Raw genomic sequence first — 15538 nt, forward strand, 5'->3', positions numbered from 1 at the left:
GATCCGCCCGCTCCTCGCCTTCCACAGACCGCTCCCGCGGCGTGCCCCGCCCTTCCTCCCCTCGCCGGCCGACCGCGTCCCCCAGTCGCGGCACGACCCGCGAACAGATCCCCGCTCGCCCCTCCCTTCCTGATCGGCCGCTGATATGTCCACTGCCATGCCTCCTCCGCCCGCCTCCGGCGGCCCGATGGCCGATGGGCTGCGCCTGGCCGCCGGCATGTTCACCGTCTGGCCGGCCGGTCTGCCTCGCACCGACCGGGTCACGGCCGGATGGGCGATGACCCTGGCGCCGCTGATCGGCCTGCCGCTCGGCCTGGCCGGGGCCGCCGTGATGGCCGTCGCCGGGCCGCTGGTGTCCCCGCTGCTCGCCGCGGCGCTCGCCCTCGGCACGCTCGCCGTGCTCACCCGGGGCCTGCACCTGGACGGACTGGCCGACCTGGCCGACGGGCTCGGCAGCGGCAAGCCCGCCGAGCAGGCGCTGGACATCATGAAGCGCTCGGACATCGGCCCGTTCGGCGTCATGACCCTGCTGTTCACCGTCCTGCTCCAGGCCGCCGCGGCGGCCGAGGCGGGGCCGGCGTCACTGGTGGTCGCCTGTGTCACCGGACGGCTCGCCGTGACCTGGGCCTGCGTGGCGGGCGTGCCCACCGCGCGGCCGGAGGGCCTCGGCGCCATGGTCGCCGGGACGGTGCGGCCGATCGCGGCGATCACGGCGACGGCGGCGACCGCCGCGGCAGCCCTGCTCCTCGGCCTGCCGCTCGGCCACCCGCTGATCTTCCCAATGGCCGTGGGGGCCGGGCTGTGCGCGGCCTGGGCGCTGCGCGCGCACGCCACCCGGCGGCTCGGCGGGATCACCGGCGACGTGCTGGGCGCGCTCGTCGAGACCGCCACCGCCGCCGCCCTGATCGTGTGCGCCGCCGCCGCGTGACCCGCGTGCCGCGTGCCGCCCGGTCCCGTCCCCGCGGGCGGGATCATTGGTAGGACGAACCCTCGTTTATGCGTACGCGGCAAGCAGGGCTAGCATCGGCACACGTGACGACAGTGCGACTCAACGCCTCTGACTCGGGTTCGGTCGAGACCGACGCCCTCGTAGTCGGCATCAACACCTCGCCCGACGGTCCCCTGCCCGCGCCCGGCGCGCAGGCCCTGGACTCCGCGATCACCGGTGGCCTGGCGCCCACACTGCGCGCGCTCGGGTTCTCCGGCAAGGCCGGTGAGATCGCCAAGTTCCCCTCCTTCGGCGCCGTACGGGCACCGGTGGTCGTCGCCGTCGGCCTCGGGGAGGCCCCCGCCACCGAGGGAGCCCACGACCTCGAAGGCCTGCGCCGCGCCGCGGGCGCCGCCGCACGCGCCCTGGCCGGCACCTCGAGCGCGGCGTTCGCGCTTCCCACGGGCACGCCCGAGCAGCTCGAGGCCGTCGTGCTCGGCGCTCTGCTGGGCGCCTACGACTTCGCCCGCTACCGCACCGGCGGCGACCAGAAGGCCCCGCTGGACGAGATCGTCGTGCTGAGCGACGCCGCGGGCGCCGAGGAGACCGCGCACCACGCCGCGACGCTGGCCGAGTCGGTCACGCTCGTCCGTGACCTGGTCAACACCCCGCCGTCCGACCTGTACCCCTCGCGGTTCGCCGAGATCGCCGAGGAGACCGCGGGCAAGGCCGGCCTGTCGGTGGAGATCCTGGACGAGGTGGCCCTCAAGGACGGCGGCTACGGCGGCATCGTCGGCGTCGGCCAGGGCTCGGTGAACCCGCCCCGGCTGGTGCGCCTGGGCTACACCCACCCGGAGGCCACCACCACGCTGGCGTACGTGGGCAAGGGCATCACCTTCGACTCCGGCGGCCTGTCGCTCAAGCCGTCCGCCTCCATGGCCTGGATGAAGTCCGACATGGGCGGCGCGGGCGCGGTGTTCGGCGCGCTGCTCGCCATCGCCAAGCTGGGCCTGAAGGTCAACGCCGTGGGCTACCTGTGCCTGGCCGAGAACATGCCGAGCGGCACCGCCCAGCGTCCTTCGGACGTGCTGACCACCTACGCCGGCAAGACCGTCGAGGTGCTCGACACCGACGCCGAGGGCCGGCTCGTGCTCGTGGACGGCATCGCCCGCGCCGGGGAGGACTCCCCCGACATCATCGTGGACGTCGCCACGCTCACCGGCGGGCAGATCGTCGCGCTCGGCTGGCGCACCTGCGGTGTCATGGCCTCCGACGACGAGCTGCGCGAGGAGGTCGTCGAGGTCGCCACGGCACAGGGCGAGGCGGCCTGGGGCATGCCGCTGCCCGAAGACCTGCGCAAGGGCCTGGACTCCCCGATCGCCGACATCGCCAACCTCAACCCCGAGCGCTCCGGCAGCATGCTCGCGGCCGGCATCTTCCTGCGCGAGTTCGTTCCCGAGGGCGTCCGCTGGGCGCACCTGGACATCGCCGGGCCCGCTTTCAACAAGGACGCCCCCTACGGGTACATCCCGAAGGGCGGCACCGGGGTGATCACCCGCACCCTGGTCGCGCTCGCCGAGCGTCACCAGGGCGGCCGCGAGGCATGATGGGCGCAGGACGCGGGCGCCCGCGCCGCCGCCCGCCCGCGGGCGGCCAAGCGCGTCACGATTACGCGGGACTAGTGAAAAGATGCTGTTGGGCAGGCCGGGCGCGCCGCGAGAGCGGGCAGGCCCCGGCCGTGAGGGCCCACCGATCCGACAAGGAGCTTTCCAGTGGCTGATGGCAGCGGCCCCTTCGACATCGTTGTCCTGGGTGGCGGCAGCGGCGGCTACGCCTGCGCCCTCCGGGCGGCCGAGCTGGGCAAGAGCGTCGCGCTGATCGAGAAGGACAAGATCGGCGGCACCTGTCTGCACCGCGGGTGCATTCCCACCAAGGCGCTGCTGCACGCCGCCGAGGTGGCCGACGAGACCCGCGAGGCCACGAGCATCGGCATCAAGGCCCGCTTCGAGGGCGTCGAGATGAGCGGTGTCCACGCCTTCAAGGACAAGATCGTCAATCGTGCCTGGAAGGGCGTCCAGGGCCTGCTCAAGAGCAGGGGCGTCACGGTGATCGAGGGCGAGGGCCGGCTGGACGGCCCCACTCGCGTCGTCGTCGGCGGCCAGGTCGTCGAGGGCCGCACCATCGTGCTGGCCACCGGGTCGGTCCCGAGGTCGCTGCCCGGCCTCGACATCGACGGCGAGCGGGTCATCACCAGCGACCACGCGCTCAAGCTCGACCGGGTGCCCTCCTCCGTCGTCGTGCTCGGCGGCGGGGTGATCGGCGTCGAGTTCGCCTCGGTCTGGAAGTCGTTCGGCGCCGAGGTGACCATCGTCGAGGCGCTGCCGCACCTGCTCCCTCTGGAGGAGGAGTCCAGCTCCAAGCTCCTCGAGCGCGCCTTCCGCCGCCGCGGCATCAAGTACGAGCTCGGCGTCCGCTTCGAGGGCGTCAAGACCACCGACACCGGCGTGGTCGTCACCCTGCAGGGCGGCAAGACCCTGGAGGCCGAGCTGCTGCTGGTGGCCGTGGGCCGCGGCGCCGTCAGCTCGGGCATGGGCTTCGAGGAGGCCGGCGTCGCCGTCGAGCGCGGCACCGTCGTGGTGAACGAGTTCTGCCAGACCAGCGTGCCGAACGTCTACGCGGTCGGCGACCTGATCCCGACCCTGCAGCTCGCGCACGCCGGCTTCGCCGAGGGCATCCTGGTCGCCGAGCACATCGCCGGGCTGAACCCCGTGCCGATCGACTACGCGGGCGTGCCGCGCATCACCTACTCCGACCCCGAGGTCGCCTCGGTCGGCATCACCTCGGCCGTCGCCAAGGAGCGCGGCTACGAGATCACCGAGCTGGTCTACGACCTCGGCGGCAACCCCAAGAGCCAGATCCTCGGCACGCAGGGCGCCGTCAAGGTCATCGCACAGAAGGACGGCCCCGTGCTCGGGGTCCACATGGTCGGCAAGCGCATGGGCGAGCTCGTCACCGAGGGGCAGCTCATCTACAACTGGGAGGCGCTGCCCACAGAGGTGGCCCAGCTCATCCACGCGCACCCGACGCAGTCCGAGGCGGTCGGCGAGGCGATGCTCGCCCTGGCCGGCAAGCCCCTGCACGTACACAACTGAGAGCCCTCACCAGGAAACGCGAGAGAAGACGACACCATGCCGGTTTCCGTAACCATGCCCCAGCTCGGCGAGAGCGTGACCGAGGGCACCGTCACCCGATGGCTGAAGAAGGAAGGGGACCACGTCGAGACCGACGAGCCGTTGCTCGAAGTCTCCACCGACAAGGTCGACACCGAGATCCCCTCGCCGTCCTCGGGCGTGCTGACCAAGATCGTGGTCGCGGAGGACGAGACCGTCGAGGTCGGCGCCGAACTCGCCATCATCGACCAGAACGGCGCCGCCGGAGCGCCGGCCGCTCCGGCCCAGGCCGAGCAGCCGCAGGCCCAGCCCGAGCCGGAGCCGCAGCCCGAGCCCGAGCCCGAACCGGTCAAGGCCCCCGAGCCCGCCCCGGCACCGGCGCCGGTCTCCTCGATCCCGCAGCCGCCCGCGCCGCAGCAGCCCGCGCCCCCGGCTCCGCGCCCGCAGGTCCCGCAGCAGGCTCCGGCTCCGGCTCCGGCCGCCGCGCCCTCCGGCGAGAGCCCGTACGTCACTCCGCTGGTGCGCAAACTCGCCACCGAGCACGGTGTCGACCTCGACTCGCTGACCGGCACCGGTGTCGGCGGCCGCATCCGCAAGCAGGACGTCCTCGAGGCCGCGCGGGTGCAGCGTGAGCAGGCCGCCCAGGCCGCACAGGCGCAGCCGGCCCCGGCTCCGGCCGCCGCCCCGCAGGCCGCCGCCCCGGCTCCGGCCGCGGCGCCCGAGCCGGTGCAGGTGGACACCACGCTGCGCGGACGCACCGAGAAGATGTCGCGGCTGCGGCAGACCATCGCCAAGCGCATGGTCGAGTCGCTGCAGACCGCCGCGCAGCTCACCACGGTCGTCGAGGTCGACGTCACCAAGATCTCGCGGCTGCGCGACCAGGTGAAGGCCGACTTCCAGCGCCGTGAGGGCGTGAAGCTCACCTTCACCCCGTTCTTCGCGCTGGCCGCGGTGGAGGCGCTCAAGCAGCACCCCAAGCTCAACGCGACGATCAACAACGAGACCAGCGAGGTCACCTACTACGACGCCGAGCACCTCGGCATCGCGGTGGACACCGAGCGGGGCCTGCTCGCCGCGGTGGTGCACAACGCGGGTGACCTCAACCTCGCCGGCCTCGCCCGTAAGATCACCGACCTGGCCGAGCGCACCCGCACCAACAAGGTCACCCCGGACGAGATCACCGGCGGCACGTTCACGCTGACCAACACCGGCAGCCGTGGCGCGCTGTTCGACACGCCGATTCTCAACCAGCCGCAGGTCGGCATGCTCGGCACCGGCTCGGTCGTCAAGCGGCCGGTCGTCCTGGACACGCCCGAGGGCGAGGTCATCGCGGTCCGCTCGATGGTGTACCTCGCGCTGACCTACGACCACCGCCTGGTGGACGGCGCGGACGCCGCCCGCTTCCTGACGACGATCAAGCGTCGTCTTGAGGAAGGCCGCTTCGAGAACCAGATCGGCCTCGCCTGACCGATCCGTCCGGCCCACGCCCGGCGGCCACGACCGGCCGCCGAGCAGGGCCGCGGGCACCTTCGAAGGGCCCTGGCGCCGCGCGCGCCAGGGCCCTTCGCACGGGCCTGACACGCGTGGGAGGTGCGGGCTGCCACGCCCGGAGCGGGCCGCCGACGTAGGGTGATCACATGGCAGTCGTGATCACCGGATCGTCCGGGCTTCTCGGTTCGGCTCTGGTCCGTGCCCTGCGTGCAGATGGACGCACCGTCGTCCGGCTGGTCCGCCGCACGCCCGCCGCGCCGGACGAGGCGTTCTGGGACCCGCGCGAGGGCATCCTCGCCCCCTCGGTGCTGGAAGGTGCCGAGGCCGTCGTCCATCTGGCCGGGGCGGGCATCGCCGACCGCCGGTGGACACCGGAGTACCGCCGCGAGCTGCTGAACAGCCGGGTCGAGGGCACGCGCACCCTGGCCACCACGATCGCGAGGCTGGAACGCGCGCCGGCCGTCTGGCTCAGCGGGTCCGCGATCGGCGTCTACGGCGACACCGGTGAGCATCCGGTCGAGGAGTCCTGGGAGCCGCCCCGCTCGTGGGTGAGCGCCGCCTCCGGTGCGGGCTCGGGCGAGGCCGGCGGACGCGGGGTCCGCGGGCAGTGGCTCGCCGAGTTGGTGCTGGCCTGGGAGGCCGAGACCGAGCCCGCCGAGCGTGCGGGTGTGCGGGTGGCGCACCTGCGCACCGGGCACGTCCTCACCGCCGAGGGCGGCTTCCTCGGCAAGATGCTGCCCGTCTTCCGGCTCGGCCTCGGCGCGCCGCTGGGCTCGGGCCGCCAGTTCATCTCGTGGATCGCCATCGACGACTGGATCGGCGCGATCCGCCACATCCTGGCCGAGCCCCAGGTGTCCGGGCCGGTGAATCTCACCGCGCCCACCCCGGTGACCAACGCCGACTTCACCCGATCTCTCGGCCGCGCCCTGCACCGGCCGACCCTGCCGGTGCCGGTTCCGGCCTTCGCGCTGCGGGCCGCCCTGGGCGAGCTGGCCGACGAGGGCGTGCTGATCGGCCAGCGGGTGCTCCCCCGCCGCCTGCTCGAGATGGGGTACCGGTTCAGGTATCCGCGTCTCGACGACGCGCTGGCCGCCATAGTCTAGGGTGCCGGTCAAGGCGTGACCGGGAGGGCGGCCTCGTCCCGCTCCTCGCGCCCCCGGCTTCGCCCTCCGGCGGCAGGGCCCGCGCCCTCCCCGACAGCAGCAGGAGAGATCATGAGCAGGCTCGGCCAGTCCCACATCCTCGCCATCGGCGGCGGTTCGTTCGTCGCGACGCCGCGTTTCGGCATGGAGCCCTCCGGCCTGCTGCGGTACGCGCTCGACCTGACCGGCCAGGACCGCCCCAAGCTCGGCCTGCTCGCCACGGCGGTCGGCGACGACTCCTCCTGGCTGCTGAAGATGTACTCCGCGTTCCGCACCTGGGACGTGGAGGTCAGCCATCTCGCGCTCTTCCCGATGCCGACGGTCGAGAGCCCGCGTGACTGGCTGCTGGAGCAGGACGTCATCTACGTCAGCGGCGGCAGCGTCGCCAACCTGGCCGCCCTGTGGCGGTTGCACGGGCTGGACGAGGCGATGGAGGAGGCCTGGCAGGCCGGGGTTGTGCTGTCGGGCCAGAGCGCCGGGGCGCTGTGCTGGCACGTGGGCGGCAACACCGACTCCTTCGGCCCGATCCTGCGCCCGTGGGCCGAGGGTCTCGGCCTGCTGCCCTTCTCCTGCGGGGTCCACTACAACTCCGACCCGCAGCGCCGCGCGTTGCTGCACGAGTCGGTCGCCTCGGGTGAGCTGCCCGACGGCTACGCCGCCGACGAGGGCGTGGGACTGCACTACGTCGGGCGGGAGTTCATCCAGGCCGTCACCGTGGACCCCGAGGGGTACGCCTACCGCGTCGAGCGCGACGGCGACGGCGGGGTCAAGGAGGTCCGCATCGAGCCCCGCCTGCTCACCGGCTGACCCTTCTCCCGCCCTGCCGGCCAGGCCTCGTTCGAGCGCGTGCGGCGGCTCGGGCCTTCCCCGCGGCGGCGGACGCGCGCGGCGCCCGCCGCCCGCCGCGCAAGCCGGTGCGTTCACGTCGGGGCCATCGGCCGGGCTTGCGCCGCCTGGCGCTCGACCTGGCGTTAGGCTTGCCCCGTGACTGAGCACGCCGACCAGACCAGGCAGGGGAACTCTTCGCGCGGCGGGGTTCGCAGGCTCGCGCTGGTCCGGCTCGGGGTGGACGTCCCCTACGAGCAGGCGTGGGAGCTCCAGCGCCAGGTCCATGCCCGCCGGGCGGCCGGTGAGATCCCCGACACCTGCCTGCTGCTGGAGCACGCCCCCGTCTACACCGCCGGCAAGCGCACTCAACCTGAGGAGCGCCCTGCCGACGGCACGCCCGTGGTCGACGTCGACCGGGGCGGCAAGATCACCTGGCACGGTCCCGGGCAGCTCGTCGGCTACCCGATCGTCGGCCTGACCGACACGCTCGACCTCAGCGCGTACGTCCGGCTGCTGGAGGAGGCGCTGATCCAGGTCTGCGCCGACTTCGGGGTGGCGGCCGGCCGGGTCGCCGGGCGCACCGGCGTGTGGGTGGCGGGAGATCCGGGGCTCGGGCTCCCCGACCGCAAGCTCGGCGCCATCGGCATCCGGATGGCCAGGGGCGTCACGATGCACGGTTACTCGCTCAACTGCGCCAACGACCCGAGCTGGTTCGACCGCATCATCCCGTGCGGCATCACCGACGCCGGGGTCACCTCGCTGTCGGCCGAGACCGGGCGGCGCATCACCGTCGACGAGGTGCTGCCGCTGGCCGAGAAGCGCCTGGCCGCGGCACTGGGCGCCGAGGGGCTGGACGTCCAGGAGGAAGACCTGCTTTCTGGCCGGTTGTGAGCCTCCCCACCCCTGGACGGCCGGAGCAGGGCGGAGACGTAAGCTTGAACGCGTGACCGTAGCTCCAGAAGGCCGAAAGCTCCTCCGCCTGGAGGTTCGCAACAGCCAGACCCCCATCGAGCGCAAGCCGCCGTGGATCAAGACCAGGCTCCACAACGGGCCGACGTTCAACGAGATCAGAACGCTCGTCAAGGACCAAGGTCTGCACACGGTCTGCCAGGAGGCCGGCTGTCCCAACATCTCCGAATGCTGGGAGGACCGCGAGGCGACGTTCCTCATCGGCGGTGACCAGTGCACCCGCCGCTGCGACTTCTGCCAGATCGACACCGGCAAGCCCGCCGAGTACGACAGGGACGAGCCGCGCCGCGTGGCCGAGTCCGTCGCGCAGATGGGCCTGCGGTACGCCACCGTCACCGGAGTCGCGCGCGACGACCTGCCCGACGGCGGGTCCTGGCTGTACGCCGAGACCGCGCGGCAGATCCACGCCATGATCCCCGGGTGCGGGGTCGAGCTGCTGGTGCCCGACTTCAACGGCCGCCGCGACCAGCTCGAAGAGGTCTTCTCCAGCCGTCCCGAGGTGTTCGCGCACAACATCGAGACCGTGCCGCGCATCTTCAAGCGCATCCGTCCGGCGTTCCGGTACGAGCGCTCGCTGGAGGTCATCACGATGGCCCACGAGGCGGGCCTGGTGACCAAGTCCAACCTCATCCTCGGGATGGGCGAGGAGCGCGAGGAGGTCGTCCAGGCGATGCGCGACCTGCACGAGGCCGGCTGCGACCTGCTCACCATCACGCAGTACCTCCGCCCGACTCCGCGCCACCACCCCGTGGACCGCTGGGTCAAGCCGGAGGAGTTCGTCGAGCTGCAGGCGCAGGCCGAGCAGATCGGGTTCGCCGGTGTCATGTCCGGCCCGCTCGTCCGCTCCTCCTACCGCGCCGGCCGGCTCTACCGCCAGGCCGTCGAGGCCCGCCAGACCGCCTGACCGGCCCCACCCCCGCCGGGCGGCCACCGATACCGGCGCGCCGTCCGCCTGGTGTCCCGCCCGCGTCCCCGGCCTGGCGTCGTCCCCGCCGGCCGATGCGCGCGCCCCGTCGTACCACGCCTCTTGGGTGGCATCCGCGCCCGCCCGGGCCGCGGGCGGCGGCGGGGCGTCACCGGCCGGCGACCCTGCGCGACGCTCAGGTCACGGCGCGGCCGCCCGGCAGGTCACGTTTTCCTTTCTTCAGCCCTGCGTTTGTATCCTTCAACCATGGCGAAGAAGCCCGCAGACCCAGAGCGCCCGGGGCGCATCAAGCAGCTCCGGATGGTCGCTCAGATCATCCAGAAGGCCAACCCCAAGGGGATGCCGATCGTCTACGCGTCGGCGGTCGCCACGCTGGTGGTCTTCATCGTCGTCGGGCTCGTCACCGGCCTGCTCTGGCAGCTGATCATCCTTGGCATCATGGTCGCGCTGACCGTCGGCCTGCTGGTCTTCGGCCAGCTCGCCCAGCGCGCGCAGTACTCCATGCTGCACGGCCAGCCGGGCGCCGCCGCCGCGATCCTGCAGAGCATGCGCGGCAACTGGGAGGTGACCCCGGCCGTCGCGGTCAACCGCGACCAGGACGTCGTCCACCGCGTCGTCGGCTATCCGGGCATCGTCCTGGTCTCCGAGGGGCCGGGCTCGCGGGTGCAGCGCATGCTCGTCGCCGAGAAGAAGCGCGTGCAGCGCGTGGCGATCGACGTCCCGGTGTACGACATCCAGTGCGGCGACGGCGAGGGCCAGGTGCCGATGGCCAAGCTGCAGCGCCACCTGATGAAGCTCCCCCGCAACCTGAAGAAGCCCACGGTCTCCGAGGTCAACTACCGCCTGCGCGCGCTGCCGCAGACGCTTCCCATGCCGAAGGGCCCGATGCCGAAGGGCGCGCGCATGCCCCGCGGCAAGATCCGTTGACGGCCGGTCCCGCTCCGGTGGCCCGGCGCGCACTGGGCGACCAGGCGAGCGCACGGGCCAGCCGCCACTGGTGGGACGCCGCGGCCGACGACTACCAGGCCGAGCACGGCGGTTTCCTGCGCGATGACGGCTTCGTCTGGTGCCCCGAAGGGCTGGACGAGGCGGACGCCCGCCTGCTGGGCGAGGTGCGCGGCCGGCGGGTGCTGGAGATCGGCTGCGGCGCCGGGCAGTGCGGCCGCTGGCTGACCGGCCAGGGCGCCGAGGTCGCCGCGTTCGACCTGTCCCATCGCCAGCTCCAGCACTCGCGCCGCATCGACGAGGAGATCGGCGTCCGGCTTCCGGTGGTGCAGGCCGACGCCGGGCGCATCCCCTTCGCCGGCGAGTCGTTCGATCTCGCCTGCTCGGCGTTCGGCGCCCTGCCGTTCGTCGCCGACGCCCGCGCCGTGCTGGCCGAGGTCCGGCGGGTGCTGCGGCCGGGCGGCCTGCTGGTGTTCTCGGTGAGCCATCCCATCCGCTGGGCGTTCCCCGACGACCCCGGCCCGCGCGGGCTGACGGCCGACCGCTCCTACTTCGACCGGTCTCCGTACGTCGAGCAGGACGAGAACGGCGAGCCGACGTACGTCGAGCACCACCGCACGCTGGGCGACTGGGTCGCGGCGATCGCCGGTGCGGGGCTCGTGCTGACGTCCCTGCTGGAGCCCGAGTGGCCCGTGGGGCACGATCGCGAGTGGGGCGGCTGGAGTCCCCTGCGCGGACGCCTCCTGCCCGGCACCGCGATCTTCTCCTGCCGCCGCGGGCTCTGACGCCGAAGACCGGCGAAGCCCGGTCGCGGCTCAGATGCGGACGACCACCGTGCGGGCGGCGCGGTCGTGCAGGCCGCGCTGGTCGCGGTCCCAGACGAGCGCGGGGACGGCCAGGCAGAGCAGCAGGGTGCGCAGTGCGACGGCGCCGATCGACGGGCGGCCGCCGCCGAGCGCGGCGACCCTGATGCCGAACAACCGCATGCCGAAGGTCATGCCGATGGTGCCGACCAGCAGGATGTACTCCGCGGCGAACACCACGAGCCCGATCCACGGGTCGGCGCGGACGTCGGCGCGGAGCAGACCGGCGGCGATCGCCCAGGTGCAGATGAGCCAGTCGACGAAGATCGCGCCGATGCGCCTCCCGAAGCCGGAGACCGACCCGCTTCCCTCCCGCGGGAGGCCGAGCCTCTCGCCCGGATAGCCGAGGTCGACGCCCGCCGCGCGGGTGCCGCCGATCCACGTCTGTGTCCAGCGGGGTTGCTTGCTCATGCAGGTAAGATAGCGCCACGCCGCATAGGTGCCTCCGGCGGCGCACCCCCCGTCCGCTTAACATCCGCGAAACAAACGAGACATGGGGTCGAAACGGCACAGGCCTACGTTCAAGTCTGCAAGCCCGTGCCCCTGGGAGGTTGGATGTTCAGCTCCGCCGACGACGTCCTGAAGTTCATCAGGGACGAAGGGGTGCAGTTCGTCGATGTCAGGTTCACCGACCTGCCGGGCACGACTCACCACTTCACCTTCCCTTCGGAGAACTTCGGCGCCAGCGTCTTCACCGACGGCCTCATGTTCGACGGCTCGTCGATCCGTGGGTTCCAGGCCATTCACGAGTCGGACATGCTGCTGCTGCCCGACCCGTCGACGGCCGTGCTCGACCCGTTCCGTCAGCACAAGACGCTCAACATCAACTTTTTCGTTCACGACCCGCTGACCGGCGAGGCCTACAGCCGCGACCCGCGCAACGTCGCACGCAAGGCCGAGGAGTACCTCAAGGGCACCGGCATCGCCGACACGGTCTACTTCGGCCCCGAGGCCGAGTTCTACATCTTCGACGATGTGCGCTTCGCCACCAGCCAGAGCGAGAGCTACTACCACATCGACTCGATCGAGGGCGCGTGGAACACCGGTAAGGCCCAGGAGGGCGGCAACCTCGGGTACAAGCCGCGCTACAAGGGCGGCTACTTCCCGGTCCCGCCGATGGACCACTTCACCGACCTGCGCTCGGAGATGGTGCGCCGCCTGATCGAGGCCGGCATCGAGACCGAGATGCAGCACCACGAGGTGGGCACCGCCGGCCAGGCCGAGATCGACTTCCGGTTCGGCACGCTGCTGAAGACCGCCGACAACCTGATGCTGTACAAGTACATCATCAAGAGCACGGCGGTGGAGTACGGCCACACGGTCACCTTCATGCCCAAGCCGATCTTCGGGGACAACGGCTCCGGCATGCACTGCCACCAGTCGCTCTGGAAGGACGGCGAGCCGCTGTTCTACGACGAGGTGGGCTACGCCGGCCTGTCGGACATGGCGCGTTACTACATCGGCGGCCTGCTCAAGCACGCGCCGGCGCTGCTGGCGTTCACCAACCCGACGGTGAACTCCTACCACCGCCTGGTGCCCGGCTACGAGGCGCCGGTCAACCTCGTCTACTCCCAGCGCAACCGCTCGGCCTGCATCCGCATCCCGATCACCGGGTCCAACCCGAAGGCCAAGCGCATCGAGTTCCGGGTGCCCGACCCGTCGTGCAACCCGTACTACGCGTTTGCCGCGATGCTGATGGCCGGTCTGGACGGCATCCGCAACAAGATCGAGCCGCCGGCCCCGGTCGACAAGGACCTCTACGAGCTGCCGCCCGAGGAGGCCGGCGCCGTGCCGCAGGTCCCCGGCTCGCTGTCGGAGGTGCTCGACGCGCTGGAGGCCGACCACGACTTCCTGCTCGAGGGCGGCGTGTTCACGCCCGACCTCATCGAGACCTGGATCTCCTACAAGCGGACCAACGAGGTCGACCCGATCCGCCTGCGCCCGCACCCGCACGAGTTCGAGCTGTACTACGACGTGTGACGGCGGGTTTCTCCAGCCTCGGTGATCTTCCCCGGAAACGGGCGCCGGGCCGGGAGGACCTTGTGGTCGCCGTTGTTCGTCCTCGCCGAGCGACGTCAAGCGAATAGAACGGCCCGGCACCGAGACCTCGGTGCCGGGCCGTTCTGCGCTCGCGAGGGCCGACGACAGCGCCTGCGCCATCGTCGGCCGACCCTGGCGAGACCGATCCGCTGAATTTCGATCAGTCGACGCACATCGCCCAGTGGGTGGTCCGGAAGACCCATGTGCCGCCACCCGGAGAGGCATAGATCAATGTGCTGCTGTACTTCCCGGGGTCGCAGTCGTGACCGACCGCGAGCACGGCATTCCGGGCCCGCTGTTCAGCCGCCGCCAGCCCGGCCGCGTGGGTGTTGCCCGCCCCATCGACAGTGGCGCTGCGGGGAGTGTCGTAACCGTCGGCGTGCGCGGCCACGGTGGTGGTGGCCAGACCGGCCACCACCGCCGAGACGAGGCCGAGCCGGCGGAGCCAGGTGACTTTTCGCATGCTTCTCCTTATGGAGGGGCGGGCATTTGCTGGATCGATCTGGATTTAACGCAGATCGATACAGCACGGTATTGACCGCCTGGCCACAAGAATCTGCCGACGTCGCCCTCATGATGGAGCACATGGCCGATCCGGCGGCCCCCATGTGCAAGGCGAGCTGCGGAAATGCGTCCACTCTGATCGTCGGCGTGACGGGAATTCGGCACGGCAAGAGCACTCGCGCACGATCATGTGTGTGAAAAGTGCACGCTGCCGGCGACGCGTCACAACCGGCTCCGGCCCGAATTCCGTGGTCTTCCCGTCGCCGCCCGCCGGTCCGCACGGCCACCGTGCGGACGGGAGGTACCGGTGCCTCGACCCGGCGGAAGCCGCAGGAGGAGCGTTGGTGGCAGCCGATCTGAGCAGGCCGTGGCCCGGTTCGCGCAACGAGGCCCCCGGCCCTCGGCACGGATCAGGACAGGGGGTCGTCTCGGCCGGGGTCCGGGTGGTGACGCCTAGCGGCGGGGCCGGGGGTCGTGGCCCTTGCCGTGGTGGATGTCGACGGCGGGGCCAGGGGCGGTGGGCCGGCCGATGACGCCGGAGGTGACGGCCGAGGAGAGCTCGGCCACGGCCCGCAGCAGATCCAGCAAGGGGTTCCCGGTGTTCTTCGGGCTGCGCGACATCTGGGTTCCTCCCGTTGACGCGGGTACGAGGGCGTCCTCCCGGACGTGGAACTCATGTCACGATATGTCGCGAGGCCCGCCCTCGTCCACCCGCACCGGCCCCTCCGGCGCACGAGGGCCTCCCAGCCGCGGGCCCGACAGGGGCCGCGACTAGGCTCTTTGGTATCCGCGACACCCGCGGAACATCGCGCCACAGGAAGCCCTACCGGGCTCGGGACGTTGTGTGTAGTGAGCGGGCCCGGCCGACGAGGGCGGCCCGACGGATCGAAAGGCAGCCCATTGTTCGGTCGCAAGCCCATCGAAGAGCGCCTCGCCGAGCGCCGGGCTCAGTTGCCCCCTCTGAAAGAAGGAGAGCACTTCGAACACGGGCCCGCGAAGTTCATCTTCATCTTCCTGATCGTGTTCGTCGTGGTGGCGCACCTGATCGGGCTCGTCGTCCTGATGGCCCTCGACCTGAACTGACCCGCACCACAGAACCCATGCCCCGGCGATAACCCCGCAGGGACCGCCACCGGGTTCGATCGGCGTCGTCCGAATTGTCCGATAAATGGCGGCAAGAGGGTCAATAAACCAGATGCTTGGTGTCTCACGTCAATGAACAATGAGGCGTGAAATATCGGCATCTGGTGATCAGGGAGAGCACATGACGAGTCTCGACGCGCAGGCCAAGACCATGGACCTGGCCGAAGAGGTGGACGGCGGCACCGAGTCCGGCGTGGTGGAGGCCGCTCTCACCTCCAACCACAACGAGGCCGTTCTGCATCTGGACCTTGTGGCCGAGGCCGACGACCGTGCCGAGGTCCTGGTCGTCGAGGCCTCCCTCAACCCCAACCACAACGAGATCCTGCTTCCCCTGGACCTCACCGCCGAGCTGGACGACACCGCCGAGACCGGCACCATCGAGGCCGCTCTGAACCTCAACCACAACGAGACCGTCCTCGACCTGGAGGCCGAGTCGGACGACCGCGCCGACGTCCCGGTCGTCGAGGCCGCGCTCAGCGGGAACCACAACCAGATCGTCATCGCGGGCTGATCCCGCTCGCGCCTGACGCCTCCGGAACCGCCATCGCGACGCGGCCGGAGGCGTCCGTCGCTTCGTGATCCGGCTCGAC

Annotated in this window: 16 protein-coding genes; 13 read left to right on the forward strand and 3 right to left on the reverse strand. The window is 71.5% G+C overall.

The annotated features are described in order from the left end of the window. The first annotated feature begins 157 nt into the window (after positions 1-157). The 10 genes from IEY93_RS16530 to IEY93_RS16575 all read left to right on the forward strand — a co-directional run bounded on the left by IEY93_RS16530 (position 158) and on the right by IEY93_RS16575 (position 11183). Positions 158-928, forward strand: a complete 771-nt coding sequence (locus IEY93_RS16530; RefSeq protein ID WP_229691202.1) for an adenosylcobinamide-GDP ribazoletransferase — start codon at positions 158-160, stop codon at positions 926-928. A 68-nt stretch (positions 929-996) separates the two neighbouring features. After that, positions 997-2535 carry a leucyl aminopeptidase gene (locus IEY93_RS16535; RefSeq protein WP_189163955.1) on the forward strand — a complete coding sequence of 513 codons (1539 nt, stop codon included), beginning with the start codon at positions 997-999 and terminating at the stop codon, positions 2533-2535. Between the two features lie 165 nt (positions 2536-2700). Then, positions 2701-4080, forward strand: coding sequence for a dihydrolipoyl dehydrogenase (lpdA, locus tag IEY93_RS16540; RefSeq protein ID WP_189163956.1), 1380 nt, complete (start codon positions 2701-2703; stop codon positions 4078-4080). Positions 4081-4116: 36 nt separating this feature from the next. Continuing rightward, complete coding sequence (gene sucB, locus IEY93_RS16545) at positions 4117-5565, forward strand: 2-oxoglutarate dehydrogenase, E2 component, dihydrolipoamide succinyltransferase (RefSeq protein ID WP_189163957.1); 1449 nt, start codon at positions 4117-4119, stop codon at positions 5563-5565. Between the two features lie 170 nt (positions 5566-5735). Then, positions 5736-6692 carry an epimerase gene (locus IEY93_RS16550; RefSeq protein ID WP_189163958.1) on the forward strand — a complete coding sequence of 319 codons (957 nt, stop codon included), beginning with the start codon at positions 5736-5738 and terminating at the stop codon, positions 6690-6692. A 111-nt stretch (positions 6693-6803) separates the two neighbouring features. Next, positions 6804-7538 carry a Type 1 glutamine amidotransferase-like domain-containing protein gene (locus IEY93_RS16555; protein WP_189163959.1) on the forward strand — a complete coding sequence of 245 codons (735 nt, stop codon included), beginning with the start codon at positions 6804-6806 and terminating at the stop codon, positions 7536-7538. Between the two features lie 177 nt (positions 7539-7715). Further along, a complete protein-coding gene (gene lipB, locus IEY93_RS16560; RefSeq protein WP_189163960.1) occupies positions 7716-8450 on the forward strand; it encodes a lipoyl(octanoyl) transferase LipB in 735 nt (244 codons plus the stop codon). 52 nt (positions 8451-8502) lie between these two features. Beyond that, a complete protein-coding gene (gene lipA / locus IEY93_RS16565) occupies positions 8503-9432 on the forward strand; it encodes a lipoyl synthase (protein WP_189163961.1) in 930 nt (309 codons plus the stop codon). A gap of 267 nt (positions 9433-9699) precedes the next feature. Continuing rightward, positions 9700-10380, forward strand: a complete 681-nt coding sequence (locus tag IEY93_RS16570; RefSeq protein ID WP_189163962.1) for a DUF4191 domain-containing protein — start codon at positions 9700-9702, stop codon at positions 10378-10380. Further along, entirely contained in the window at positions 10377-11183 is an 807-nt protein-coding gene (locus IEY93_RS16575) for a class I SAM-dependent methyltransferase (protein WP_189163963.1), read from the forward strand. Before IEY93_RS16570 ends, IEY93_RS16575 begins: the two co-directional genes overlap by 4 nt. Positions 11184-11213: 30 nt before the next feature. Here IEY93_RS16575 and IEY93_RS16580 read toward each other — a convergent pair whose 3' ends face one another. Beyond that, positions 11214-11672 (reverse strand): RDD family protein, encoded by a 459-nt coding sequence (locus tag IEY93_RS16580; protein WP_189163964.1) that lies wholly within the window; start codon positions 11670-11672, stop codon positions 11214-11216. A 144-nt stretch (positions 11673-11816) separates the two neighbouring features. Between IEY93_RS16580 and glnA the strand changes: the two genes are divergently transcribed. Continuing rightward, positions 11817-13241, forward strand: a complete 1425-nt coding sequence (glnA, locus tag IEY93_RS16585) for a type I glutamate--ammonia ligase (protein WP_189163965.1) — start codon at positions 11817-11819, stop codon at positions 13239-13241. A gap of 220 nt (positions 13242-13461) precedes the next feature. On the opposite strand, the gene IEY93_RS16590 is transcribed toward glnA, so the two are convergent. Then, complete coding sequence (locus IEY93_RS16590; protein WP_189163966.1) at positions 13462-13764, reverse strand: hypothetical protein; 303 nt, start codon at positions 13762-13764, stop codon at positions 13462-13464. Positions 13765-14258: 494 nt separating this feature from the next. Next, positions 14259-14426, reverse strand: a complete 168-nt coding sequence (locus tag IEY93_RS16595) for a hypothetical protein (protein ID WP_189163967.1) — start codon at positions 14424-14426, stop codon at positions 14259-14261. Between the two features lie 228 nt (positions 14427-14654). On the opposite strand from IEY93_RS16595, the gene IEY93_RS16600 reads away from it, so the two are divergent. Together IEY93_RS16600 and IEY93_RS16605 are read left to right on the forward strand one after the other, a co-directional pair. Then, a complete protein-coding gene (locus IEY93_RS16600; protein ID WP_229691204.1) occupies positions 14655-14888 on the forward strand; it encodes a hypothetical protein in 234 nt (77 codons plus the stop codon). 181 nt (positions 14889-15069) lie between these two features. Next, entirely contained in the window at positions 15070-15459 is a 390-nt protein-coding gene (locus tag IEY93_RS16605) for a hypothetical protein (RefSeq protein ID WP_189163968.1), read from the forward strand. Positions 15460-15538: the final 79 nt, after the last annotated feature.

The organism is Sphaerisporangium melleum (assembly GCF_014646695.1).
In the GTDB taxonomy this organism is placed as follows: Bacteria; Actinomycetota; Actinomycetes; order Streptosporangiales; family Streptosporangiaceae; genus Sphaerisporangium; species Sphaerisporangium melleum.

What these genes read in the sequence shown, in the direction of transcription:
- IEY93_RS16530 (WP_229691202.1), top strand. Translation starts at nt 158, where the DNA reads ATGCCTCCTCCGCCCGCCTCCGGCGGCCCGATGGCCGATGGGCTGCGC.
- IEY93_RS16535 (WP_189163955.1), top strand. Translation starts at nt 997, where the DNA reads ATGCGTACGCGGCAAGCAGGGCTAGCATCGGCACACGTGACGACAGTG.
- sucB (WP_189163957.1), top strand. Translation starts at nt 4,117, where the DNA reads ATGCCGGTTTCCGTAACCATGCCCCAGCTCGGCGAGAGCGTGACCGAG.
- IEY93_RS16550 (WP_189163958.1), top strand. Translation starts at nt 5,736, where the DNA reads ATGGCAGTCGTGATCACCGGATCGTCCGGGCTTCTCGGTTCGGCTCTG.
- IEY93_RS16555 (WP_189163959.1), top strand. Translation starts at nt 6,804, where the DNA reads ATGAGCAGGCTCGGCCAGTCCCACATCCTCGCCATCGGCGGCGGTTCG.
- IEY93_RS16570 (WP_189163962.1), top strand. Translation starts at nt 9,700, where the DNA reads ATGGCGAAGAAGCCCGCAGACCCAGAGCGCCCGGGGCGCATCAAGCAG.
- IEY93_RS16580 (WP_189163964.1), bottom strand. Translation starts at nt 11,672, where the DNA reads ATGAGCAAGCAACCCCGCTGGACACAGACGTGGATCGGCGGCACCCGC.
- glnA (WP_189163965.1), top strand. Translation starts at nt 11,817, where the DNA reads ATGTTCAGCTCCGCCGACGACGTCCTGAAGTTCATCAGGGACGAAGGG.
- IEY93_RS16590 (WP_189163966.1), bottom strand. Translation starts at nt 13,764, where the DNA reads ATGCGAAAAGTCACCTGGCTCCGCCGGCTCGGCCTCGTCTCGGCGGTG.
- IEY93_RS16595 (WP_189163967.1), bottom strand. Translation starts at nt 14,426, where the DNA reads ATGTCGCGCAGCCCGAAGAACACCGGGAACCCCTTGCTGGATCTGCTG.
- IEY93_RS16605 (WP_189163968.1), top strand. Translation starts at nt 15,070, where the DNA reads ATGACGAGTCTCGACGCGCAGGCCAAGACCATGGACCTGGCCGAAGAG.